Origin of the sequence: Actinokineospora fastidiosa (genome assembly GCF_014648415.1) — a bacterium.
GTDB classification, from domain to species: domain Bacteria; phylum Actinomycetota; class Actinomycetes; order Mycobacteriales; family Pseudonocardiaceae; genus Actinokineospora; species Actinokineospora fastidiosa.
Genome location: NZ_BMRB01000001.1, coordinates 1350850 through 1371782 on the forward strand (window position 1 = coordinate 1350850; position 20933 = coordinate 1371782).

A 20933-nucleotide genomic window follows, 5' to 3' on the forward strand; every position below is an offset into this window, starting at 1 on the left:
TTGGCCAGCGTCGATGTGGTGATCCCGTGCTACCGGTACGGGTCGGTGCTGCCGGTCGCCGTGCGCAGCGTGCTCGACCAGCCGGGCGTCGACGTCCGGGTCCTGGTCATCGACGACGCGTCCGGCGACGGCAGCGCCGACGTGGCCCGCGCGCTGGCCGACGCCGACAGCCGGGTGACGGTGTGGGAGCACGCGGAGAACCGCGGCCACATCGCCACCTACAACGAGGGCCTGCTCGACTGGGCCAAGGCCGACTACTGCGCGTTGCTGTCCGCCGACGACGCCCTCACCCCGGGCGCGCTCGGCCGGGCGGCGCGGCTGATGGACGCGCACCCGGAGGTCGGGTTCGTCTACGGCCGCCCGCTGCACTGGGACGGCAGCGACCCGCTCCCGGCGGCGCGCACGGCCGACCGCGGCTGGACCGTCTACAACGGATTCACCTGGCTGCGCAGGCGGTTCGCCCTCGGCGAGGGCTGCATCACCTCCCCCGAGGTGGTGGTGCGCACGCAGCTTCAGCACAAGCTGGGCGGCTACGACCCGGCGCTGAAGCACACCGGCGACATCGAGATGTGGATGCGCTTCGCCCTGCACGCCGACGTGGGGTACCTGAAGGGCGTGGACCAGGCGTACTACCGGGTGCACGGGGCGAACATGTCGAAGGCGTACTACGAGACGCAGGTCGGCGACCTGCGGCAGCGCCTGGCCGCCTTCGAGTCGATCGTGCGGCGCGCTGAGGGCATCCTCCCCGACCGCGTGGACCTCGACCGCCGCGTCCGCCGCGTGCTGGCCGCCGACGCCCTGCGCAGGGCGGGCCGCGCCTACGACAAGGGCCGGGCCGACACGGACCCGATCGCCGAACTGGTCGAGTTCGCCCGCGAGGCGTACCCGGCGGCGGAGCTGCTGCCGGAGTGGAAGACGCTGCGGCTGCGCCAGCGCTTGGGCGCCCGCCGGGCGAGGGCGCTGTCCCCGCTGGTCCTGACCGCGCCCGCGCGCCGGGTCCGGCAGCTGTACCGCGAGGCCCGCTGGGCCAGATTCGGGGTGTAGACGTGCGGTTGTGGGCGGACTCGCGGTCGGGTGGGCGGCTGCCCGTGGACGTCGAGCTGCTGGCCGAGCCCGACATCCGCATCCGCGCGTCCGTCGACGGCCGCGAGGCGGTCGACTACCGGGCGGGCAACTGGTTCACCTGCCTGCGCAAGCTGCGCGCCGCCCTGGAGGCCGACGGCTACCTGCTGTGCTGCCAGGGCGCGCGTCCCGACGTCCACCCGAGCGCCGAACAACTCCAGGCCGACCTCGGCCGCACCGCGTACCGCCTGGTGCCGGGGGAGCCGCGCACGGACGTGGTGGACGTGTTCGCCTCGGCCGAACCGGCGGAGGTGGGGACGGTCGAGGACCAGCGCAGGACGGTCTTCGCCTACTACGGCATCTGACCGCGCCGGGGCCCCGGACGGTTAGTCGCGCTTGACGTAGCGCACCAGCGCGGGCACGTCGGCGCGGAGGACGGGGCCGGTGTGCTTGGAGTCGCGGAGCCGGTCGAGCGAGCCCGCCACCTCGACGCAGGTCGGTCCGTTCTGGCTACGGGTGGCCTTGCGCCACGTGGTCGGGGAGGTCACGGCGGGTCTCCATTCTGCGCACCTGATGGGCGACGAACCGCATCGAGTCCCCGGGGCTCAACGCGTGCCGCAGAATGAGCTCGACGGCCTGCTTGTATGCCCTCACATCCGCTTCCTTGTGCAGCCACAGGGTTGAGCGGCGCGTCTCGACGAACACGCTGGTGATCAGGTTAACACCCTCGATCAGGTGAAAAGGACCTTCGAGACCGGGGTGCCAACCTGTGCCATGGGGCACGATCCGCAGCTCGACGTTCGCCCGCCTGCCGATCGCCAGCAGGTAGCGGAGCTGTCCCTCGGTGACTGCCGCACCGCCAATTCCCTGGTAGAGCGCGCCTTCTCCGATGATCGCCGTGAGGTGCGCCGGATGTGGGCGCAGGATCACCTCCTTGCGGTCCGCTCGCAGCCGAACCCGGTCCTCGATCTCGGCTGGCGGGACACCGGGGGCGGACATGATCGCCCGGGTGTAGTCGGTCGTCTGGAGCAGACCGGGAATCAGCAGCGGCGAGAACTCCACCAGCCGTGTGGCCTGCTGCTCGCACGAGACGAAGGCGAACATCTGCTGTTGCTGTTCCGGCAGGCTCGTCGCCACCCACTGGTCTTGGCCGGTGCCGTAGGCCAGCGTCATCAGGCCCTTGTACCGCTCGCCAGTGACGCCCAGCGCGGTGAGCATCCGGGCCACGTTCTCCGGTTGGGGGGAGCGGGCGCCGGTCTCCCAGCGGGACATCATCGCCGGGTCGACGCCCATGCGTCCGGCGAAGTCCCGCAACGTCTCCCCGTGGGCCTGCCGGGCCTGTCGGATCGCGCCGCCGAGGGCGATCGACTTGGGTGTCTTGGTCATGGCCGCACCATAAGGGCGTTCGTCGGGGACCACGACTTTTCCGGTGGGGCGTAAGCCATTGGGGCGACGCCCCCTGCGCTCCGGCAGGAGGCGTCGCCCTCGGGGGTCAGCCGATGGCGAACCGGTCGGCGATGACCAGGGTCAGGAGCTGGTCGGTGGTCAGCGGGAGCTCGGTCATGGCGGGCTCGGTGACGCCGTCGAACCGCTTGGCCTGGGCGATGGCGACCGTCGTGCCGTCCGGGTGGCGATAGGCGGCCCACTGGTCGAAGCGGCCGTCGGCCGAGGGCTTGCGCACCAGGCCGACCTGCTTGCCCTCGACGGTGACCACCGTGCAGTCGCCGCCCATGCCCCACAGGTTCGTGGTGAGCGCGCACGGCTCCGTCGGGTCGGCGTTGCCGGGGGTGTGGACCTCGATCAGCAGCTTGCCGTACCGGCCGTCCCTGCCCACCGGCATGGTGGCCATGTACTCCCAGATCTCGACACCGTTGATGGTGTCGGCGTACTGGGCCTGGTGGTACCGGGTGTCGCCGGAGTACTCCGGGCTCGCCCACTCCAGCTCCGGCGACTCCAGCCCCTCGGGCAGCGCCGCGGTGATCAGGTCGAGCAGCTCGACCCCGCGGGCGTGCTGCGGGCCGCGGCTCGCCGTGCGGTCGGTCTGGCCGTTGGGCCACGACGGCCTGGTGCTCGGCGGGACGCCCGTCGCGGGGGTGGCGATCGTCGTCGACGCCCCGGCGTCGGTCGGCTGGACCGCGGTGGTCGACTGGGCCGCGGCGGTCGGCTGGACCGCGGGCGCGGCCTGTCCGGGAGCGGCGCCGCCGGGAGCGGCGCCGGTCAGCGCGATCGCCCCCGCGGCGATGACGGCCACGGCGGCGGCCGCGCCACCGCCCATCATCGCGGTGCGCCTGCGTCGGTAGGCGGACTGGGCGCGCGCGAGCGCGGCGTCGGTGTCCATCGAGGGCGGGGTGTCGGCCATCGCCTGGTTGAAGGCGTGGCGCAGGTCGTGCTCGTCCATGTGTCCTCTCAGCGCGTGGGCGCGGGAAGCAGTGCGCGCAGGGCGGAGAGACCGCGGCTTGTCTGGCTCTTGACGGTGCCCACCGAGCACCGCATCGCGGCGGCGGTCTCCTCCACCGACAGGTCCTCCCAGAACCGCAGCACCAGCGCCGTGCGCTGGCGGGCGGGCACCCGGGCCAGGGCGGCCATCAGCACCACGCGGTCGTCCGGCCCGTACTCCGGCGCCGACCCGTCCGCGACCTGCGATGTCACCCGTTCCCGGTGGAAGAACCCCCGTCTGGTCTCGTCGAGGAAAGCACGCACCACGATCTGCCGGGTGTAGGCGTCGAGGCGGTCCCGCCGCGACACCCGGTTCCACACCCGGTAGAGCTTGACGAACGCCGTCTGCACGAGGTCCTCGGCGCGATGCCAGTCGCCGCACAGCAGGTAAGCCGTGCCGCGCATGGCGTCCGCCCGGGCCGCGAAGTAGTCGGCGAACTCGCCGTCCCGATCCATCCATCCCCCTGGGGCAGTGCGTAGCTACGCCCTAGTCACGCTCGCGGGCGCCGGGGAGGTTGCATCAGTCCCAGTCGGTGTAATAGCTGTCCGGGTTGATCAGGTAGCGCACGGTCGGCTCGGGGATGTGGCGGACGACGCGGGTGCGGGCGGCGCGGTGCACGAACTCCCAGTCCTCCTTGGGGATCGTCGTCTTGGTCCTGGGCAGGCGGCTGTAGAGCACCGTCGGGCTCCTGCGCAGGACCAGGCCGTTGGTGTCCACGTACGGGTCGGCGTCGGCCAGGGTGTGGCGGTCGAAGGGGGCGCTCAGCACGTCGACCACCGTCCCGTCGGCGCGGTGGCGTTGCACGGCCGAGTACGTCAGGTCCGCGCCTTCGCGCATCGCGGCCAGGGCGAGTTCCAGGTGGTCCGGCCGCCAGGTGTTGTCGTCGTCGAGGAAGGCCAGGTACGGCGAGTGCGACAGCCGGATCCCCACGTTGCGCACCACGCCCACCACCCCGGTGTTCCGCGACAGGCTCACCGCGACCAACCGCTCGTCCGACGGCAGCGCGGGCAGCCCGCCGCCGTCGTCGACCACCACGACCAAGTGGTCCGCAATCGTTTGCGCCAAGGCCGAATCCACCGCGTCCACCAGCATCGCTGGCCGCCGGTAGGTCGGGATCACCGTGGTCACCAGCGGGACGGGCAGCGGTCGTCGCAGGCGCGCGACCTCGGCGTCCTCGAACCGCCGCAGGGCGACGGCGTGCCGCCCGAGCAGCAGCTTCGTCTTCGCCTCGTGCATCGGCCAGATCCCGAACCGGTCCCGCAGGGCCCGGCGCACCCCCGCCGACAGCCCGCCCCGGTCCTTCAACGGCGCGCTCACGCGGACGCCCCTTCCCTCGATCGCCCAGGCAGCAGGGCGCGCATCGGATACACCACAGGCAGATAGACCAGCGCCGCGACGACGCCTCCCACGAGCAGCGTCGGCAGCGGGTCGTCGAACACCGCGTGCACCGCGACCGCCGACACCGCGATCAGCACGCCGCCGATCGCCGGACGCGCGCACACCGCCGCCGCCGGGCGCAGGCTCAGCCCGCGCCGCCGGATCACCCAGGCGAAGGCCGGGACCACCACGACCGCGGCCACCGCCACCTGCGCGATCGCCGCCCCCCGGATGCCGTCGACCCGCGTGCCGACCACCAGCGCGGGCAGCATCGTCGCCAGCCACAACCCCTGCAGCCACACCAGCGAGCGGTTGCCGTCCAGCGCGACCAGCAGGTCATAGCCGATGAACAGCAGGATGCGCACCAGCCCCAGCCCGGCGAGCACCTGCAGCACCACGGCGGCGGGGGTCCATTGCGCGCCGTAGACCACGTGCAGCATCGGGTAGGCGTAACAGGCGAGCAGGGTGCACACGGGCAGCGCCGCGGCGACCAGCAGGCCCGTGCCCCGCGCCAGCGACTGCTCCAGCCGGGGCCGGTCGTCCACCAGCCGCGCGAAGCCCGCCAGCGACACCCGGCGCGCGGCCTCGGAGAACACCTGCAGCGGCAGGCTCGACTGGTTGAACGCCATCAGGTACAGACCCAGCGCGATCTCGTCGGTGTACGCGCCGACGACGATCTTGTCCACATTGGTCACCGACAGCACCAGCAGGCTCGCCGCGGCCAGCGGCAGCCCGAAGCGCACCAGCTCCCGCGCCGTGGCCGGGTCCCACCCCGGCCGCACCCGCACCGGGCACAGCGCGAGATAGCAGACCACCGAGACGACGTTGCCCGACACCTGGCCGATCGCGAAGCTCATCGGGCCCGCGCCGGAGAGCGCCAGCGTGATCGTCAGCGACGTCACCACCACGAACGCCGCGCCGTCGCAGAAGAACCGCGTGCGCTGCAGGAACTCCCGGTTGAGGATCGTGGCGGGGACGACAGCGATGCCGTCGAGCACCACCGCCAGGCACAGCACCCGCAGCACGCCCACCGCGTCCGGGCTGCCCATGAGCTCGCAGTACACAGGCGCGGCGAAGTACACCACCGCGTACAGCGCCGCGCTGCACGACACCGCGATCGTCAGCGCCGTCGGCGCGAACTCGCGCACGTCGCGCTCCCACCGCACCAGCGCGAGCGTCACGCCCAGCTCGTTGAACGCCTGCAGCAGGGTCAGCGCGACCAGGGCGACGGCGAACACGCCGTAGTCGGCCGGGGTCAGGATGCGGGCGAGCGCGATGCCCGCGATCAGCGTGCCGAGCCGCAGCACGACGGTGTTGAGCAGGCTCCACACCGCGCCCCTGCCGACCTTCCCGCCGACGTCCACGCTCACCTGGCCACCTCGGTTCTGGGTAGCGCCGCGGGCCGCGCGGCGTCTTCTTGGACGTGCCGCCAGAGCGCCCCCGCGAGCCCGACGAGCAGGAAGGTGAATCCGGTGGCGACGGCGAAGCCGAGCAGGTCGAACGTCGCCGAGGAGATGCCGGGCACCGCGATGCACGCCGCGACCGTCACCGCCAGGTCCTTGATCCTCGGGTCCTTGGTGACCATCCGCGCCCGGAAGCAGCAGTACCAGCCCGCCGCGTAGAGGCCGATCAGCGCGAGGATGCCCAGGACCCCGTTCTGCACGAGCGTGCCCAGGTACTGGTTGTCCAGCCAGCCGTACTTCTCCGGCAGGTAGGTCCCCATGCCGCGGCCGAAGATCAAGTGCTCGGCGATCTCCGAGCCCGCCCGCTCGATCGCCCGCCGCCTGCTCTCCGCGCTCGGGTCCTCGTCGATGGAGGTGAAGAGGCTGTAGAGGGTGCCGACCAGGCCGGGCACCATGACCCGCATCGCGCCGAGGAACAGCACGATCCCGAACAGCGCGCGCACCCGGCGCTTGGGCGGCATCGCCGGGATGATGAACATCGCCGCGATCGCCAGCGCCAGCACCGCCGAGCGCGACAGCGACTGCATCGACGCCATCGCCAGGATTCCCAGGCAGAACCACCAGCGCTTGTCCGGGCCGCCGAAGTCGCGGGCGCGCATCGCGTAGTGCAGGGCGATCGGGACCGCCATCGCGCACACCACGCCGAACTCGATCGGATGCCCCGCCGTGCCCGCGGGCCTGCGGAAGTTCGACCGCTCCAGCACGAACGACACCTCGCCGTTGGCCTTGAGGATCGGCGGGGTCAGGTACTGGGTGAGATCGATGGCGAAGGAGAACTGCAGGATGCCGACGAAGGCCATGAACGTCGCGCCGACGACCATCGTCTTGAGCACGCGGTCGATCCGGTCGAGCCCGCGCACGCCGTCGACCACGGCCAGGCCGACGGCGAACACCGCGGTCAGCGTGATCAGCGTGCGGTCGGCGGCGGCGAGCTCGTCCGAGGGCAGGTACCCGTACGTCGCCACGCCGTAGGTGGCCAGCTGGGACAGGGCGAACAGGAACAGCGCCGTCCGCGCCGCGTTGCGGCCCTTGGCGACCCCGAGCGTGGTGACGAGCTGCGCGCAGAACCACAGCACACCCATGACGAAGCCGACCATCATCCCCGGCGTGACGGCCATGGGCACGCCCTTGAGCACCATGCTCGCCGGGATGACGGTCATCACCAGCGCGTACACGCAGGCGAGGGTGGCGCCGTCGGCACGCGCCTTCGGCGGGGTGGGCGCGCTCATCGGTCAGCCGTCGGACTCGGACTGCTTCGCTGCGGGGCGCACCATCCGGGTCGGCGGCTCGCGGTACTCCTCGGCAGGCCACGCCCCGGCCTGGTTGGCGCCGGGCTTCGGCAGGGGTTTCGCGGCGGGCACGCCGTTGGCTGGTTTGCCGTTGGCTGGCTGGATCGGGCGGATGCGCTGGGTGCGCTCCATCGTGTGCCGGGGCGCGGGGCGCACCGGCTCGACGGGCGCGGGCGTGGTCTCGACGGCGTCATCGGGCTCGTCCTTGCCGCGCTTGCGGTTCTGGAAGCTCTCCAGACCGAACACCGCGCCCAGGCAGGCCGAGAAGCCCAGCACCATCGCCACGCCAGCGGCGCGCAGCTTGCCGCCGGTCAGCGCCTCCGGCTCGGTCGGGGCGACGATCTCGTTGACCCCGATGAACGTGCTCGGCGCGGCGCCGAGGTCCTCCTGCCGCTTGGTCAGCTCCGCGCGGACCCGGTCGAGCACCTGCACGGCCAGCTCGCGCGCGCCCGGCTCGGACTCGCTCTCGGTGACCACGCTGATGAACGGGCCGCCCTCGTTGCCGCCGGAGAGCTCGAAGGTGTGCTCGGGCTTGTCCGCGCCCAGCTCCTTGACCACGACCGGCGTGTTGATCGTCTGGATGACGATCGATGCCGAGATCGCCAGGCTGGAGTCGAAGGCGAGCAGCGGGTTGGTCTGCCCGGTCTCCTTGTCCTCGATGCTGGTCGGACCGCTCGACGGCGAGGTCAGCACCAGCAGTCCGGTCGACTGGTAGACCATCGGGGTGGTGAGGTAGACGCCGCCCGCGGCGCCGACCGTGATCACGAACACCGGAAGCGCCACATACCAGCGCTTGAGCAGTACTAGAAGAGTCTTCCAGAAGTCCATTCGTGCCCCAACCCACGACGCAGCGCCTGCTTTACCATCGCGGCCACCGGGGCGACCGTTACTCCATGTAGTGCAGTCCCGAGGGCCGTTAGGCCGTTCGGCGGCGTCATCGCGGCGGTTCGGCGCGATAAAGCCACACGCGGTAGGACGTCCCGTCACTCAACGGGGTTGTCAGCACGAGATCACGGTCGCACACCACCAGCGTGAACTTGACGCCGCCACCCTGCTGCGGCTCGGTGAACCGGTGGCAGCCGGGCCGCTCGGGCACCGGCTCCCCGGGGTCGGCGTCGCCGCGGGCGTAGAGGGCGACGCCGCGCTCGGCGAGGAAGTCCCCGACCGTGCCCGCGCGCATGGCGTCGAGGTATTCAGCGGAGTTGACCAGGCCCTCCAGGTGCACCAGCGGCCGGTGCAGGTGGTAGCCGACGCTGCCCGCCCTGTCGCCCATCGCGATGGGCGCGCCCAGCGGGAGCAGCGCGTCGATCTGCCGGGCCGCGGCCGGGCCCGCCTCGATGAAGGCCGACCGCTCCACGCCGCCGCTTGCCGCGCGGGCCGCGGTGATCCCCGCCGCCGCGACCGTCAGCACCGCGAGGACCCCGGTGGCCAGGCCGCGCAGGGGCAGCCGCTCGGTGCGGCCTGCGGCGACGGCGGGCCCGGCCAGGGCGACGGCGAGCGGGGCGGCCGAGAAGTACCAGGGCCACAGCTGCCACGACGAGGTCAGCGCGTAGTAGGCGACGGTGAGGACGCCGCCCCCGAGCACGACCGCGCCGAACTGCGCGGACCTGCCGAGGAGACCGGGCTGCCCGCGGAGCACGGCGGCGATGACGACGACGAGCGCCGCGACACCGAGCAGCGTCGGGACGCCGAAGACGACCGGGGAGACCAGGAACTGGCCGACCACGCCCGGGTTCAACCCGCCGCCGAGCGCCTTCGCCTGGCCGGACACCGGCAGCGGCGTGTCGAACACGGCGAGGTTGACCGCCAGGTACGTCGCCAGCGTGAGCGCCGGGACGGCGGCGACGGCCACGCCGAGGCGCGTCCAGGGCAAACCCTTGCGGCGCCAGGTGACCAGGGCGAGCACGCCCAGCAGCGCCATCGGGAAGACGGCGTCGAGTCGGGCCAGGACGGTCAGCGCCATCAGCGTGCCGGTGGCCACCGCGGCGCCGACGCCGAACCAGGGGGCGGTGAACCCGTCGGAGGCCAGCCACGTCGCGGCCAGCCAGAGCAGGCCCAGCAGGAGCAGGCCGGTCTCCATGCCGGAGAAGAAGAACGACGGGCCCGCCGTGCCGGTCACCAGCAGCGGCGTCGCCCATGCCAACGTGAGCACGGGACGGGCAGTGAGCGCGCCGATCCGATCGATCTGCCGGGCCGCGCCGATGAGCACCGCGAATGAGAGCAGGCTCACAGCGACGAGCGCGGTGTGACTGTCCGCTATCGAGAACACGGGGACGAGGGCGAGCAGCCACAGCGGGTGATAGCCGTTGGTCGGGTCGATGCCGTTGAACGTGGACCCGTCGCCCTCGGCGATGTGCCGGGCGACGCCGAAGTAGTAGAAGGCGTCGTCGTCGAACAGCCCGACCGCCTGCGGATACGGCGCGGCGGCCACCACCGCGACCCGGATGGCGCCGAGCACGCAGGCCAGCGCCGTCGCCGTCCGCCACCACGGGACGGTCGCGCGCGGCGCGGGACCGCGCAGTTCGGCGCGGGTGGCAGCGAGCATCGGCGGCGTCCTGTTCTCGGATGGGGCTCCCGGGTGAGGCATCGCTTCCCCGGTTGAATCGTTACCCAGCGTCGACTGGTGCCGGTGGGTCACTGTCGGTGACACCGAGGGTGGGTCCGTCGTGACCTCGTTGTGATCTGGCGGCGTCTGTGCATACAGTGCCGACGGCGTCGGGGGATTGCCGAATGGGAAGGACGTCATGGCCGCGGACTTATCCGCCCGCCTGCTCGCCGCGGTGGCGGCCGTGGTGCTGGTCGCCGCGTGCAAGCCGCTGGCCGGGAAACCCGCGCCCGACCTGCCCGTCCCGCCGCCGGACCCGGTGGTGATCCAGCCGGCGCCGACCACCGCGCCGCCGACGACGAGCCTGCTGCCGCCGACGTCGGTGACCTCCGCGCCGACGTCGGCCACGGCGACGATCAAGCCGACGACGTCCAAGACCGCCACGCCGCCGGGCGCTCTGGCCCCGGGCGCGGTCCCGGCTCCCGGCCAGGTCGGCTTCCGCGGGGACCGCCAGCGCCTCAAGGTCGTCGACGGCCCCGCGTCGGCCCCGCCGGGCACGGAGTGGAACGAGGGCGCCCTGCGCTTCGGGGGCGGCAACGTGACGCTGGAGGGCGTCTGGGTCAAGGGCGGCGTCGAGTACAGCGGCCACGGCACCCTGACGATCCGCGGCTCGGTGATCGAGGGCAACCACCGCAGCTGGTCCCCGCTGATGGCGATCAGCGGCCACGTCGACGTGCGCGACTCCACGATCACGTACAAGGACGACCAGATCCCGGGCCCGCAGTGGGGCAACGGCGTCATCCACGGCGACGCCCGGATGACCCTGATCCGCAACGACATCTCCGGCGCGCCGGACGGCATCCAGAACGGCCGCGGGGACAGCCTCATCGAGCAGAACCACATCCACGGAATGCGCGTCTTCGGCTCACCCCCGAACAACACCCACAACGACGGCATCCAGGCCTACGGCGGCCCGAACCTCAAGATCCGCAACAACCGCATCGACATCAGCGTCAACGGCCTCGCCTACGACGGCGCCCACCAGAACGGCGCGATCTTCATCATGCCGAGCGCGGAGAACCCGGCGAAGAACCTCGAAGTCACCGGCAACTACCTCTCCGGCGGCGGCTACATCCTCCGCCTGGGCACCCCGCTGAGCGGCGCGATCATCAAGAACAACCGCTTCGGCCCCACCAAGGGCGGCTGGGGCGAAGTCCTCCTAGACGGCGGCGGCATCGTCGAGTGGTCGGGAAACATCGACGCCACGGGGAAGGCGGTCCGACAGCCCTGAGCAGCAGGCGAGGACCGCACGAACCCCGTTGGCCGCACGGCCCTCGCCCTGTGGCTAGTTGCTCTTCTCGATGTGGTCGGTCAGCAGGGTTGTGATGTGCTCGATTCCGGCGGTGACCACGGCGAATTTGCGATCGACGTGAGCGAAGTTCTCGTTGACCTGATCGAAGTTCCGGTCGATCTGCTCGAACCTGAGATCGATTCGTTCGAAGCCACGGTCGACCTTCTCTTCGAGCCGTGTGAGGCGTTGGCCGTGCTCGATCTGTGTGTCCCGGAGCGCCTGGATCAGGGAGCGGTCAGCCTTCTGCTGCTCGCGGATCACCGCGAGGTCGCGATCGGTGCCCGCGGCCAGCGTGCGCGCAGCCTTGGCGTCGACGCGCGCATCCTCGGCGACCTCCCGGATGCTGGCCACCTCACGCTCCAACTCCGTGATCCGCTCCTCGACAGGGCGGGGGTTCTCGTTCACGTCTCCAGGGTAGCGCCGGAAAACTGGGCAAAACCCGATTGTCACCTACGGTAAACCGATATCCCCCGAACGGAGATCAGTCGCGTGGGGACGGGGAGGATGCGCCTGGGATGAGTTCGGTCGCGGTGCCTGAGCCGTCTGCTGGGGAGGTGTAGATGGTGGGTTTTCCGCCCCTGGGAACCTTGGCGTACGCGACCGTGTTCTGGTCCAGCCAGGCCGCCTGGTCGTCCACGCCGTCCGAGCCCGGTAGTTCGGTTTCCGTGCCGGACGCCAAATCCAACACGAACAACCGCCAGCCGCCCAGGCGGCCTGCGCGTTTCTTGTACGCGATCCGGGTCTCGTCCGGTGAAAGGGACGGGCACTCCGCGTCCTTGCGGACCGAGGTCACCGTGCGGTTGGTGAGGTTTCCCTTCACCAGCCACGTCTGGTCGCTGGAGCCCAATGTCGCATAGAACGTGTTGTCGTCGCCGGTGAAGGTCACGCCCCAGTAGTTCTCGTTGGCGCGCTTGTCGGGCTTTCCCTCGATCAGCACCGTCGGGAACTCCTCCAGCGACTCCACCAGCACCCCGGTGCTCAGGTTCAGGATTCCGGTCCTCGTCGAGAAGCCGCCGGGGGCCAGGTAGGAGTCTCCGGTGACGAAGACGGTCCAGGACACGATCTGGCCCGACGCCGACACCCGGGCGCGGCTCGGGGTTCCGGGCAGCGGGACCGTGCGGACCAGCGCCTCCCCGACGTACACCGCCGCCTCATACGCCCCCGGCAGCCCCATGCGCAGGCACACCGTCGTCCCATTCGCCGTATACACGCGCAGGCAGGACATCTCCGTCGACGTCCGCACTCCCGACGGGTCCACATCGGAGACCAGGTTGCGGCCGCCCCCGTTGTCCACGAACCGCAGGCCGGACGACACCGCCGCGCCCGGGGTCGACCCCGTCGCCCGCTCCGAGCGGACCGTGCTCACCACGTACACCAACGCCGCGATCACGACGATGACCATCGACGCCACACCGACGGCGACGCGGTGCCGCCCCAGCCACTCGACCACTCAGGACACCTCCGGGCGGATCACCAGCACGACAGCCACCAACACCGCGACCAGCGCCCCCGTGGCGACCAGCACCGCCGCGGTGAACGGCAGGGTGGTCAGCAGCACCCCGAACCCCACCGACGACGCGAAGCGCGCCAGCGCCTGCCCCGTCTGGACGATCGACAGCCCGCTGGCCCGCAGCCGCTCCGGCACCAGCGTCGCCCCGTGCGCCATCAGCACGCCGTCCGTGGCCGCGTAGAACACGCCGTGCAGCGCCACCGTCACGATCACGAGCGCCAGCCCGTCGAACGGTCCCAGCAGCAACAGGTACACGGCCAGCAGCACCACGTGCCCGGCGAAGAACACCCGCCAGCGCCCGACGCGGTCCGACAGCCTGCCCAGCGGCGTCGCCAGGACCAGGAACGTCAGCGCCGTCCCCACCGGCATCAACGCCAGCAGCGTCGGCGACACCCCGGACGCGCGCTGCAGGACGACGAACACGAACGCGTCGGAGATCGTCGCCAGCCCGAGCAGCCCGGCCGCCACCGTGGTGCGCCGCAACCCGCGGTGACGCAGCAACCCCAGCGCGTCGCGGAAGACGACCGCGGTGCGCGGTCCGGTGAAGCGGTGCTCGCGGACGAAGAACACCAGGACGATCACGCCCAGCAGCGCGAAGCAGAAGCTGATCATGAAGATCGGGCCGGGGCTGGTGGTCAGCCAGGTCAGCACCGCGAATGTCGCCAGCGGGCCGATCAGCGCGCCGACGGTGTCCATCATCCGGTGCACGCCGAACGCGGCGCCGAGCTGGTCGGCCGGGGTGGACAGCGAGATCAGCGCGTCCCTCGGCGCCGTGCGCAGGCCCTTGCCCGCGCGGTCGAGGGCGAGCACGCCGCCCAGCCCGCCCGCGGACGCCCCGACCAGCGGGAAGCCCAGCCTGGTCGCCGCGGACAGGCCGTACCCGGCGACGGCGACGGCCTTCGGTCGGCGGATCCGATCGGACACGTGCCCGCCAACCAGCCGCAGCACGGCGGTCGCGCCGGTGTAAATCCCGTCCAGTAGACCGAGCTGCAGATACGACATCTGCAGGTTGAAGATCACGTAGACGGGCAGGAAGGCGGTCACCATCTCCGAGGAGACGTCTGTGAGCAGACTCACCGTGCCCAGCAGGACGACGGTGGTCGGCACGCGGCTACCGGCGGATGGCGGCACAGAACCCCTGCCTCTGGTCGAGGCCACGTACACCCGAACACCTCCACCACCGGCGAGCCCTCGTCCTGCACATCGCCCGACGGCCACGGTGTGTAACAACAGCCCCGGCGCGGCCGAACTTGAGGTGTCGGCCCTGTCGCGAGGAATGAGGTCGGGCTGGATGGCCCCGCATGTGCTGATCATCGTGCAGAACCTGCCCGTCCCGCTGGACCGCAGGGTGTGGCTGGAGTGCCGCGCCCTGCGTGCCGCCGGGTACGAGGTCTCCGTCATCTGCCCCAAGGGCCCGGGCGACCCCGGCTACGCCGTGCTGGACGGCGTGCACCTCTACAAGTACGCCCCGCCGCGTCAGGCCGACGGCCTGCTCGGCTACGCGTGGGAGTTCCTCTACTGCTGGCTGCGCACGGCCGCGCTGACCCTCAAGGTCCGCCGCCGCGCCCGCTTCCACGTCATGCAGGCCTGCAACCCGCCGGACACGTACTGGGCGCTCGCGCTGCCCTGGAAGGCCGCCGGGGTCAAGTTCGTCTTCGACCACCACGACCTCAACCCCGAGGTCTTCCGCTCCCGCTTCGGCGAGCCGACCGGCCGCGCGGGCAAGCTGCAGCTGGCCGTCCTCAAGTGGCTCGAACGGCGCACCTTCCGCACCGCCGACCGGGTGATCTCGACCAACACGTCCTACCAGGACATCGCCGTGCGGCGGGGCGGCGTGCGGCGCGAGCACACCACCGTCGTGCGGTCCGGCCCGGACACCTCGGTCATGCGCCCGGCGTACGTGCCCGACCCGCCACTGCGCGGGGGCAAGCACCTGGTGGCCTACCTGGGGATCATGGGCCCGCAGGACGGCGTGGACGGGGTGCTGGAGGTCGCCGACCGGATCGTGCACTTCCACGGCCGCACGGACGTCCGCTTCGCGCTGCTCGGCTTCGGCGACTGCCTCGACGACCTCAAGCGCCAGTGCCGCGACCTGGGTCTGGACGACTACGTCGAGTTCACCGGCCGGGTCGGGCCCGACCAGATCTCCCGGTACCTGTCCTCGGCCTGCGTCGGCCTGTCGCCGGACCCCAAGAGCCCGCTCAACGACGTCTCGACGATGAACAAGACCATGGAGTACATGGCCTACGCGCTGCCCGTCGTGGCCTACCGGCTCACCGAGACGGTGGTGTCCGCGGGCAGCTGCGCGGTCTACGTCGAGCCCGGCGACACCGACGGCCTCGCCGACGCCGTGCTGCACCTCATCGACGACCCGGCCCGCCGCGCCGAACTGGGCGCGCAGGGTCGACGCCGCGCCGAGCGCGTGCTGGACTGGCGCCCGCAGGCCCAGGCCTACGTCGGCGTGTACGACGAGCTGCTGGGCTTCCGGTCGGCCGGGCCGTTCCCGGACGGCTGGCCCGCCGCCGAGCGCCGCACCGGACCCGGGGTGGCGCCCAAGGACCGCTGGGGCAACCAGCTGGTGGACCTGCGCGACCAGGACGCGCTGCGGACCTTCGCCGCGGCCCGCGTCGCCGAACGACTGCGAGAGGGGTAGCGGTGTTCGTACGACGGATCGCCGTGGTCGGAACCGGGTATGTCGGCCTCACCACGGGGGCCTGCCTGGCCTCGCTCGGCCACGAGGTGGTCTGCGCCGACGTCGACGCGGCCAAGCTGGCCCGGCTGGCCGCAGGCGAGGTCGACATCCTGGAGCCGGGGCTGGCCGAGCTGGTCGCCGAGGGCATCGCCGCCGGTCGGCTGAGCTTCGTGCTGGGCGCGGCCGCCGCGGTCGGGCACTTCCCGGACGGGCCCGAGGTGCTGTTCCTCTGCGTCCCGACGCCGATGGGCGTGGGCGGGGTGGCCGACCTCAGCATCGTCGAGTCGGTGGTCGAGGAGGTCCGCGAGCTGCTGCCCGACGGGTGCGTGGTCGTCAACAAGTCGACCGTGCCGGTGGGGACGGCGGAGCGCACGGCCGAGCTGCTGGGCCGCGACGACGTGGCGGTGGTGTCCAATCCGGAGTTCCTGCGCGAGGGCACCGCGGTCTACGACTTCCTCAACCCCGACCGGATCGTGGTCGGCGGCAACAAGCAGGACGCCGCCGAGCGGGTCGCCGCGCTCTACTCGCGACTGGGCGCGCCGACGGTGCTCACCGACGCGCCCAGCGCGGAGCTGGTCAAGTACGCCGCCAACTGCTTCCTGGCGATGAAGCTGTCCTACGTCAACGCCGTGGCCGAGCTGTGCGACCGGCTCGGCGCGAACATCACCGACGTGACCGAGGGCATGGGCTACGACAAGCGCATCGGCCAGGCGTTCCTGATGCCCGGCCCGGGCTGGGGCGGGTCGTGCCTGCCCAAGGACACCGCCGCGCTGCTGCAGCTGGCCGACGCCGCCGACTTCGAGTTCCGGCTGCTGCGGGCCACGATCGACACCAACACCCGCCAGCGCCAGCGGATGGTGGAGAAGGTGCGGGTCGCCGTCACCGGCAAGCGCACCGGGTCGCTGTCGCACCTGCGGCTGGCGCTGTTCGGCCTGACGTTCAAGGCGGGCACCGACGACCTGCGCGACTCCCCGGCCCTGGCCGTGGCCGCCCTGCTGCGGCAGGCGGGCGCGGAACTGGCCGGGTACGACCCGGCGCTGGGCTCCGACTGCGCGCACCCGGACGTCTCGTCGATCACCGTCGTGGACGACCCGTACCTGGCGGCCAAGGACGCCGAGGCCATCGTGGTGCTGACCGAGTGGCCGGAGTTCCGCTCGCTGGACTGGAACCGGCTGGCCGAGACCGTCCGCAGGCCCGTCGTCGTCGACACCCGCAACCTGCTCGACCCGGCCGTGGCCCGGCGGGCGGGCTTCGAGTGGATCGGGCTGGGCAAGGCCTAGAGGACGCTGAACACCTCTTCGGCCCGGTCGCGCCGGGTGAAGAGGTCCCACGCGGCGTCGGCGATGGCGTCGGGATCCAGCGTGGTCCCGGCGACATCGCCGAAGCGCTCGCCCATGAACCGGTGGATGTCGCCGCGGTCGATCAGCCCGCCGATGGTGAGGATGCCCGCGTACACGCCCTGGTCGGCCAGCGCGGCGTTGAGCGTCAGCGCGTAGGTGCGCAGCGCGGCCGAGGAGAGCGCCAGCGCGCCCAGCGGCGGCATCGGTCGCACGGCGCTGAGCCCGCCCGCGAACAGCAGCCCGCCCGAGCCGCGCTCGACCATGCCCGGCAGCACGCGCCGGACTGCGTCGACGGCCGGGTAGATCCCCGCCATCGCCGCGTCGACGGCCGCGCGGGTGGTCTCGGTGATGGGCGCGGGAAGGTTGTCGAGGTCCGCGGCGCCGGGGCCGAAGTAGAGCATGTCGACCGGGCCGACGTGGTCGAGGACGCTCAGCAGCGCCGGGGTGTCGCGGACGTCGGCGGCGTAGGCGGTCGCGGCGACGCCGTCCGCGCGCAGCGCCGCCAGGTAGTCGGGATGGCGGTCCGCGGAGCGGGAGACCAGGACGACGTCGAAGCCCTCCCGGCCGAAGCGCCGGGCGACGGACATGCCCAGCCCGGGGCCGACACCGAGGACGACAGCGGTCGGCATACGCCAACTCCTTAAGTCGAGGGTTGTCTCGACTTAGACGCTAGCAGAAAAACCGAGGGTTCCCTCGGGTTTGTAGACTGACTCGGTGGACAAGCCGCTGCGGGCCGACGCCGCGCGCAACCGCGGCCGCCTGCTGGACGCCGCCGCGGCCCTCTTCGCCGAGCGCGGCATGGACGTGCCGATGGAGCACATCGCCAAGCGGGCCGGGCTCAGCATCGGCACGCTCTACGCGCACTTCCCGACCCGGCAGGCGTTCTTCGACGCGATCTTCCCCGACCGGCTGGCCGAACTCGACCGGGTCGCCGAGCGGGCGCTGGCCGAGCCGGACCCGTGGGCGGGCTTCGTGGCGTTCCTCGAGGGGATCTTCGCCCTGCAGGCGGGCGACCGCGGCCTCAACGACGCCATCGCCCGCCGGTTCCCCACCGGGCCGGAGGTCGAGGCGAACTGCGTGCGCGGTGTCGGGCGCGCGGACGAGGTCATCGAGCGCGCCAAGGCGGGCGGGCGGCTGCGCCCGGACTTCTCCGTCGCCGACCTGACGACGCTGACCTGGGCGATGTCGCAGGTGATCCGCGAGTCTGGCCCGTGGCGGCGCCTGCTGGCCCTCGTCGTGGACGGCCTGCGCGCCGAGGGCGGTCAGCCGGAGAGGTCCACCCAGACCATGGCCTGATCGTCGTGCCGCTTCGACCGGGGCCAGCGCCGCGCGTCCGGGTCGGACTCCTCGGCCGAGCGGACCGCGTCGAGGACCGCGAACGGGCCCGCGGCGCGCACGGTGTCCAGGATGGACGGCCAGGTGAGCACGCCGTAGTCGTCCACCCCGCAGGAGACCCCGTCGCTGGCCATGATCAGGTCCGTCACCTCGGCGCGGTCCCACCGCGCCTGGACGGCCTCGCGCGCGGCGCCGGGCAGCGCCTCGGCCACCCAGAAGCCGCCCGGCCGGTTGCGCAGCCCGGCGACCTGCTCGGCGGTGACCGGCCGCAGGTCGCGCAGCCGGGTGTCGGCGACGACGGTGTGCCCGCCGTCCGGGTGGAACGCCACGACCGGGCTGTCGGCCAGCACCAGCGCCTCCACAGCGGACTCGTCCCAGCGGGCGAGCGCGACCGTGCTCGACGGGCTGTCGCCCGGGGTGAACCCGTGGTGGCGGGCCACGGCCCTGATCGCGCCCGCGAGGTGGTCGGCCAGCCCGACCTCCGGCGCCGCGGTCAGCCGACCGGCCAGCTGCGCGGCGAGCGCCACCGCGTACGGCCCGGCGGGATGGGTCGCCGAGGTCGCGCCGTCCAGCAGGATCACCGCCGACGGCAGCACCACGACGACGTCCTCGCTCGGCCGCGCCCGGCCGTCCGCGCCCAGCCCGGCCTGCTCGGCGACCCTGACCTCCGCCATGCGCCCGATCATCCCCATCGTCAACCGGGGTTGACAACCCGGGCCTCCGTCAACCAGAGTTGACGCCATGACCGAAGCGACCCGACTGGCCGACGCGGCGGGCGACGCGGACCCCCGGACCGGGCTCCGGGCCGTCGCCGCGCTGCGGAAGCTGCTGGAACGCCTGGAGGCCGTGCAGGTGCGCAGCGCGCGCGCCCACGGCTGGTCCTGGCAGGAGATCGCGGCCGAGCTTGGGGTCACCAAGCAGGCCGTGCACAAGAAGTACGGGAGGCAGTGATGTTCGAGCGGTTCACGGCGGCCGCGCGCGAGGTGGTGCGCGACGCCGTCGCCAAGGGGGACGCCGTCGTGACCCCCGAGCACCTGGTCCTGGCCCTGCTCGACCGCGAGCACACCACGGGCGCGGCGATCCTGGCGCACTTCGGCGTCGACCGGGAGCGGGTGGCCGAGACGCTGGCCGCCAAGCACCGCAGGGGCGGCCTCAGCGAGGCCGACGCCGAGGCGCTGGCCAAGCTGGGCATCGACCTCGACGCCGTGGTCGCGGCCGTCGAGCGCGAGCACGGGACGGGCGCGATGGCGCCGAAGCGGGGCAGGCGGCGATTTCACACCACGTTCACGGCCGAGGCCAAACGCGTGCTCGAACGGGCCCTGCGCGAGGCGCTGGACTGCCGCGACACCTTCATCGGCGACGAGCACGTGCTCCTCGCCCTGCTCGCCCTCGGCGCCGAGGCCGACCTAGGGCTGCGCTACACCGACGTCCGGGGCTGGATCACGGCGTCACGGCGAGGAACAGGAACGCGCTGAACACCATCAGGTGAACCGCGCCCTGCAGCACCGTCGCCCGGCCGGACACCAGGGTCAGCGTGCCCACCGCGCCGGTGAGCGCCAGCAGCACCAGTTCCTTGCCGCCCAGCCCGAGCACCAGCGGCCCGGTCAGCCAGATCGAGGCGATCGCGATCACCGGGATGGTCAGGCCGATGCTGGCCAGCGCCGAGCCCAGCGCGAGGTTGAGGCTGACCTGCAGCCGGTTGCGCAGCGCCGCCCGCACGGCGGCGACGGTCTCGGGCATCAGCACCAGCAGCGCGATCAGCACGCCGACCAGCGACAGCGGCGCGCCCGCGGCGGCCACGGCGGACTCCAGGGTGGGGGAGACCGTCTTGGCCAGCCCGACGACGGCGATCAGGCAGACCAGCAGCAGTCCGAGGCTGGTCAGCGCGGTCCTGGTCGACGGGGCCTCGGCGTGGTCGTCCGGAGTGGTGTCCACTTTGGGCAGGAAGTAGTCGCGGTGGCGCAGGGTCTGGACGAACACGAAGACCGCGTACATCACCAGCGACGCCACCCCGGCGAAGGCCAGCTGCGCGCCGGAGAACGTCGGGCCCTGGCTGCTGGTGGTGAACGTCGGCAGCACCAGGCTCAGCGTGACCAGGGCGAGCACGACCGCGAACGCGCCGCCGGAGGCGTGCGCGCGGAACTCCTGCACGCGGTGGCGCAGCGAGCCGACCAGCAGCGCGAGGCCGACGATCCCGTTGCAGGTGATCATGATCGCGGCGAACACCGTGTCCCTGGCCAGGGTCGCGGCCTTGTCGCCGCCGGAGGTCATCAGGGTCACGATGAGCGCGACCTCGATGACGGTGACCGCGATCGCCAGGATCAGCGTGCCGAACGGCTCGCCGACGCGGTGCGCCACGACCTCGGCGTGGTGCACCGCGGCGACGACCGCCGCGCCCAAACCCAGGCACACCAACGGCAGCAGGACGGGACCGAGTTCGGCGCGCCCCCACCCGAAGGCCAGGATCAGCACGCTCAGCGGCGGGACGGCGAGGCTCCAGCGGGGCAAGGCGATGGCGGTCACGCCCCCGAC

The 20933-nt window shown here is 72.2% G+C and carries 23 protein-coding genes; 8 read left to right on the forward strand and 15 right to left on the reverse strand.

The features are described 5' to 3' along the window. Positions 1-1044 (forward strand): glycosyltransferase family 2 protein, encoded by a 1044-nt coding sequence (locus IEY98_RS06410; protein WP_189209302.1) that lies wholly within the window; start codon positions 1-3, stop codon positions 1042-1044. Between the two features lie 2 nt (positions 1045-1046). Continuing rightward, positions 1047-1427 carry a hypothetical protein gene (locus tag IEY98_RS06415; RefSeq protein ID WP_189209303.1) on the forward strand — a complete coding sequence of 127 codons (381 nt, stop codon included), beginning with the start codon at positions 1047-1049 and terminating at the stop codon, positions 1425-1427. Between the two features lie 21 nt (positions 1428-1448). Here the strand turns inward: IEY98_RS06415 and IEY98_RS06420 are convergent, their stop codons facing one another. The 9 genes from IEY98_RS06420 to IEY98_RS06460 all read right to left on the reverse strand — a co-directional run bounded on the left by IEY98_RS06420 (position 1449) and on the right by IEY98_RS06460 (position 10173). Continuing rightward, complete coding sequence (locus tag IEY98_RS06420) at positions 1449-1610, reverse strand: DUF397 domain-containing protein (protein WP_189209304.1); 162 nt, start codon at positions 1608-1610, stop codon at positions 1449-1451. After that, complete coding sequence (locus IEY98_RS06425) at positions 1573-2448, reverse strand: helix-turn-helix domain-containing protein (RefSeq protein ID WP_189209305.1); 876 nt, start codon at positions 2446-2448, stop codon at positions 1573-1575. The genes IEY98_RS06420 and IEY98_RS06425 overlap by 38 nt, the downstream gene beginning before the upstream one ends. A gap of 106 nt (positions 2449-2554) precedes the next feature. Then, the gene (locus IEY98_RS06430) at positions 2555-3460 is read right to left on the reverse strand and encodes a hypothetical protein (protein WP_189209306.1); all 906 of its coding nucleotides are present in this window, start codon (positions 3458-3460) and stop codon (positions 2555-2557) included. An 8-nt stretch (positions 3461-3468) separates the two neighbouring features. After that, positions 3469-3954 carry a SigE family RNA polymerase sigma factor gene (locus tag IEY98_RS06435; RefSeq protein WP_189209307.1) on the reverse strand — a complete coding sequence of 162 codons (486 nt, stop codon included), beginning with the start codon at positions 3952-3954 and terminating at the stop codon, positions 3469-3471. A gap of 64 nt (positions 3955-4018) precedes the next feature. Then, the gene (locus IEY98_RS06440) at positions 4019-4816 is read right to left on the reverse strand and encodes a glycosyltransferase family 2 protein (protein ID WP_189209308.1); all 798 of its coding nucleotides are present in this window, start codon (positions 4814-4816) and stop codon (positions 4019-4021) included. Further along, entirely contained in the window at positions 4813-6246 is a 1434-nt protein-coding gene (locus IEY98_RS06445) for a lipopolysaccharide biosynthesis protein (RefSeq protein ID WP_189209309.1), read from the reverse strand. The genes IEY98_RS06440 and IEY98_RS06445 overlap by 4 nt, the downstream gene beginning before the upstream one ends. Further along, a complete protein-coding gene (locus IEY98_RS06450) occupies positions 6243-7568 on the reverse strand; it encodes an O-antigen ligase family protein (RefSeq protein WP_189209310.1) in 1326 nt (441 codons plus the stop codon). Before IEY98_RS06450 ends, IEY98_RS06445 begins: the two co-directional genes overlap by 4 nt. Positions 7569-7571: 3 nt before the next feature. Beyond that, on the reverse strand, positions 7572-8456 hold the full coding sequence (locus IEY98_RS06455; protein WP_189209311.1) for a YveK family protein: 885 nt from the start codon (positions 8454-8456) through the stop codon (positions 7572-7574). Positions 8457-8562: 106 nt separating this feature from the next. Continuing rightward, a complete protein-coding gene (locus IEY98_RS06460) occupies positions 8563-10173 on the reverse strand; it encodes a hypothetical protein (protein ID WP_189209312.1) in 1611 nt (536 codons plus the stop codon). 199 nt (positions 10174-10372) lie between these two features. On the opposite strand from IEY98_RS06460, the gene IEY98_RS06465 reads away from it, so the two are divergent. Beyond that, positions 10373-11464 (forward strand): right-handed parallel beta-helix repeat-containing protein, encoded by a 1092-nt coding sequence (locus tag IEY98_RS06465; protein WP_189209313.1) that lies wholly within the window; start codon positions 10373-10375, stop codon positions 11462-11464. Positions 11465-11518: 54 nt separating this feature from the next. On the opposite strand, the gene IEY98_RS06470 is transcribed toward IEY98_RS06465, so the two are convergent. The 3 genes from IEY98_RS06470 to IEY98_RS06480 all read right to left on the reverse strand — a co-directional run bounded on the left by IEY98_RS06470 (position 11519) and on the right by IEY98_RS06480 (position 14198). Next, on the reverse strand, positions 11519-11929 hold the full coding sequence (locus IEY98_RS06470; protein ID WP_189209314.1) for a hypothetical protein: 411 nt from the start codon (positions 11927-11929) through the stop codon (positions 11519-11521). Positions 11930-12005: 76 nt separating this feature from the next. Beyond that, complete coding sequence (locus IEY98_RS06475) at positions 12006-12974, reverse strand: TolB family protein (protein WP_189209315.1); 969 nt, start codon at positions 12972-12974, stop codon at positions 12006-12008. Beyond that, positions 12975-14198 (reverse strand): MFS transporter, encoded by a 1224-nt coding sequence (locus tag IEY98_RS06480; protein WP_373292333.1) that lies wholly within the window; start codon positions 14196-14198, stop codon positions 12975-12977. Between the two features lie 127 nt (positions 14199-14325). Between IEY98_RS06480 and IEY98_RS06485 the strand changes: the two genes are divergently transcribed. Further along, complete coding sequence (locus tag IEY98_RS06485; protein WP_189209317.1) at positions 14326-15687, forward strand: glycosyltransferase family 4 protein; 1362 nt, start codon at positions 14326-14328, stop codon at positions 15685-15687. 2 nt (positions 15688-15689) lie between these two features. Then, on the forward strand, positions 15690-17006 hold the full coding sequence (locus IEY98_RS06490) for a UDP-glucose dehydrogenase family protein (RefSeq protein WP_189209318.1): 1317 nt from the start codon (positions 15690-15692) through the stop codon (positions 17004-17006). On the opposite strand, the gene IEY98_RS06495 is transcribed toward IEY98_RS06490, so the two are convergent. Beyond that, positions 17003-17695 carry an SDR family NAD(P)-dependent oxidoreductase gene (locus IEY98_RS06495; protein ID WP_189209319.1) on the reverse strand — a complete coding sequence of 231 codons (693 nt, stop codon included), beginning with the start codon at positions 17693-17695 and terminating at the stop codon, positions 17003-17005. The genes IEY98_RS06490 and IEY98_RS06495 overlap by 4 nt on opposite strands. 85 nt (positions 17696-17780) lie before the next feature. Here IEY98_RS06495 and IEY98_RS06500 point away from each other — a divergent pair, with 85 nt between their 5' ends. Further along, positions 17781-18362, forward strand: a complete 582-nt coding sequence (locus tag IEY98_RS06500; RefSeq protein ID WP_189209320.1) for a TetR/AcrR family transcriptional regulator — start codon at positions 17781-17783, stop codon at positions 18360-18362. On the opposite strand, the gene IEY98_RS06505 is transcribed toward IEY98_RS06500, so the two are convergent. Continuing rightward, on the reverse strand, positions 18329-19075 hold the full coding sequence (locus IEY98_RS06505; RefSeq protein ID WP_189209321.1) for a hypothetical protein: 747 nt from the start codon (positions 19073-19075) through the stop codon (positions 18329-18331). The two genes, IEY98_RS06500 and IEY98_RS06505, sit on opposite strands and share 34 nt — an antisense overlap. 67 nt (positions 19076-19142) lie before the next feature. Between IEY98_RS06505 and IEY98_RS06510 the strand changes: the two genes are divergently transcribed. Continuing rightward, entirely contained in the window at positions 19143-19352 is a 210-nt protein-coding gene (locus IEY98_RS06510) for a helix-turn-helix domain-containing protein (protein ID WP_189209322.1), read from the forward strand. Then, the gene (locus IEY98_RS06515) at positions 19352-19876 is read left to right on the forward strand and encodes a Clp protease N-terminal domain-containing protein (protein ID WP_229786637.1); all 525 of its coding nucleotides are present in this window, start codon (positions 19352-19354) and stop codon (positions 19874-19876) included. The genes IEY98_RS06510 and IEY98_RS06515 overlap by 1 nt, the downstream gene beginning before the upstream one ends. On the opposite strand, the gene IEY98_RS06520 is transcribed toward IEY98_RS06515, so the two are convergent. After that, positions 19842-20915 (reverse strand): calcium:cation antiporter, encoded by a 1074-nt coding sequence (locus IEY98_RS06520; protein WP_373292353.1) that lies wholly within the window; start codon positions 20913-20915, stop codon positions 19842-19844. The two genes, IEY98_RS06515 and IEY98_RS06520, sit on opposite strands and share 35 nt — an antisense overlap. Positions 20916-20933 lie beyond the last annotated feature (18 nt).

Excerpts from the sequence above, each read along its gene's own strand:
- IEY98_RS06435 (WP_189209307.1), bottom strand. The coding sequence starts at position 3,954 with ATGGATCGGGACGGCGAGTTCGCCGACTACTTCGCGGCCCGGGCGGAC.
- IEY98_RS06465 (WP_189209313.1), top strand. The coding sequence starts at position 10,373 with ATGGCCGCGGACTTATCCGCCCGCCTGCTCGCCGCGGTGGCGGCCGTG.
- IEY98_RS06450 (WP_189209310.1), bottom strand. The coding sequence starts at position 7,568 with ATGAGCGCGCCCACCCCGCCGAAGGCGCGTGCCGACGGCGCCACCCTC.
- IEY98_RS06505 (WP_189209321.1), bottom strand. The coding sequence starts at position 19,075 with ATGGCGGAGGTCAGGGTCGCCGAGCAGGCCGGGCTGGGCGCGGACGGC.
- IEY98_RS06485 (WP_189209317.1), top strand. The coding sequence starts at position 14,326 with ATGGCCCCGCATGTGCTGATCATCGTGCAGAACCTGCCCGTCCCGCTG.
- IEY98_RS06455 (WP_189209311.1), bottom strand. The coding sequence starts at position 8,456 with ATGGACTTCTGGAAGACTCTTCTAGTACTGCTCAAGCGCTGGTATGTG.
- IEY98_RS06515 (WP_229786637.1), top strand. The coding sequence starts at position 19,352 with ATGTTCGAGCGGTTCACGGCGGCCGCGCGCGAGGTGGTGCGCGACGCC.
- IEY98_RS06430 (WP_189209306.1), bottom strand. The coding sequence starts at position 3,460 with ATGGACGAGCACGACCTGCGCCACGCCTTCAACCAGGCGATGGCCGAC.
- IEY98_RS06495 (WP_189209319.1), bottom strand. The coding sequence starts at position 17,695 with ATGCCGACCGCTGTCGTCCTCGGTGTCGGCCCCGGGCTGGGCATGTCC.
- IEY98_RS06460 (WP_189209312.1), bottom strand. The coding sequence starts at position 10,173 with ATGCTCGCTGCCACCCGCGCCGAACTGCGCGGTCCCGCGCCGCGCGCG.
- IEY98_RS06425 (WP_189209305.1), bottom strand. The coding sequence starts at position 2,448 with ATGACCAAGACACCCAAGTCGATCGCCCTCGGCGGCGCGATCCGACAG.
- IEY98_RS06510 (WP_189209322.1), top strand. The coding sequence starts at position 19,143 with ATGACCGAAGCGACCCGACTGGCCGACGCGGCGGGCGACGCGGACCCC.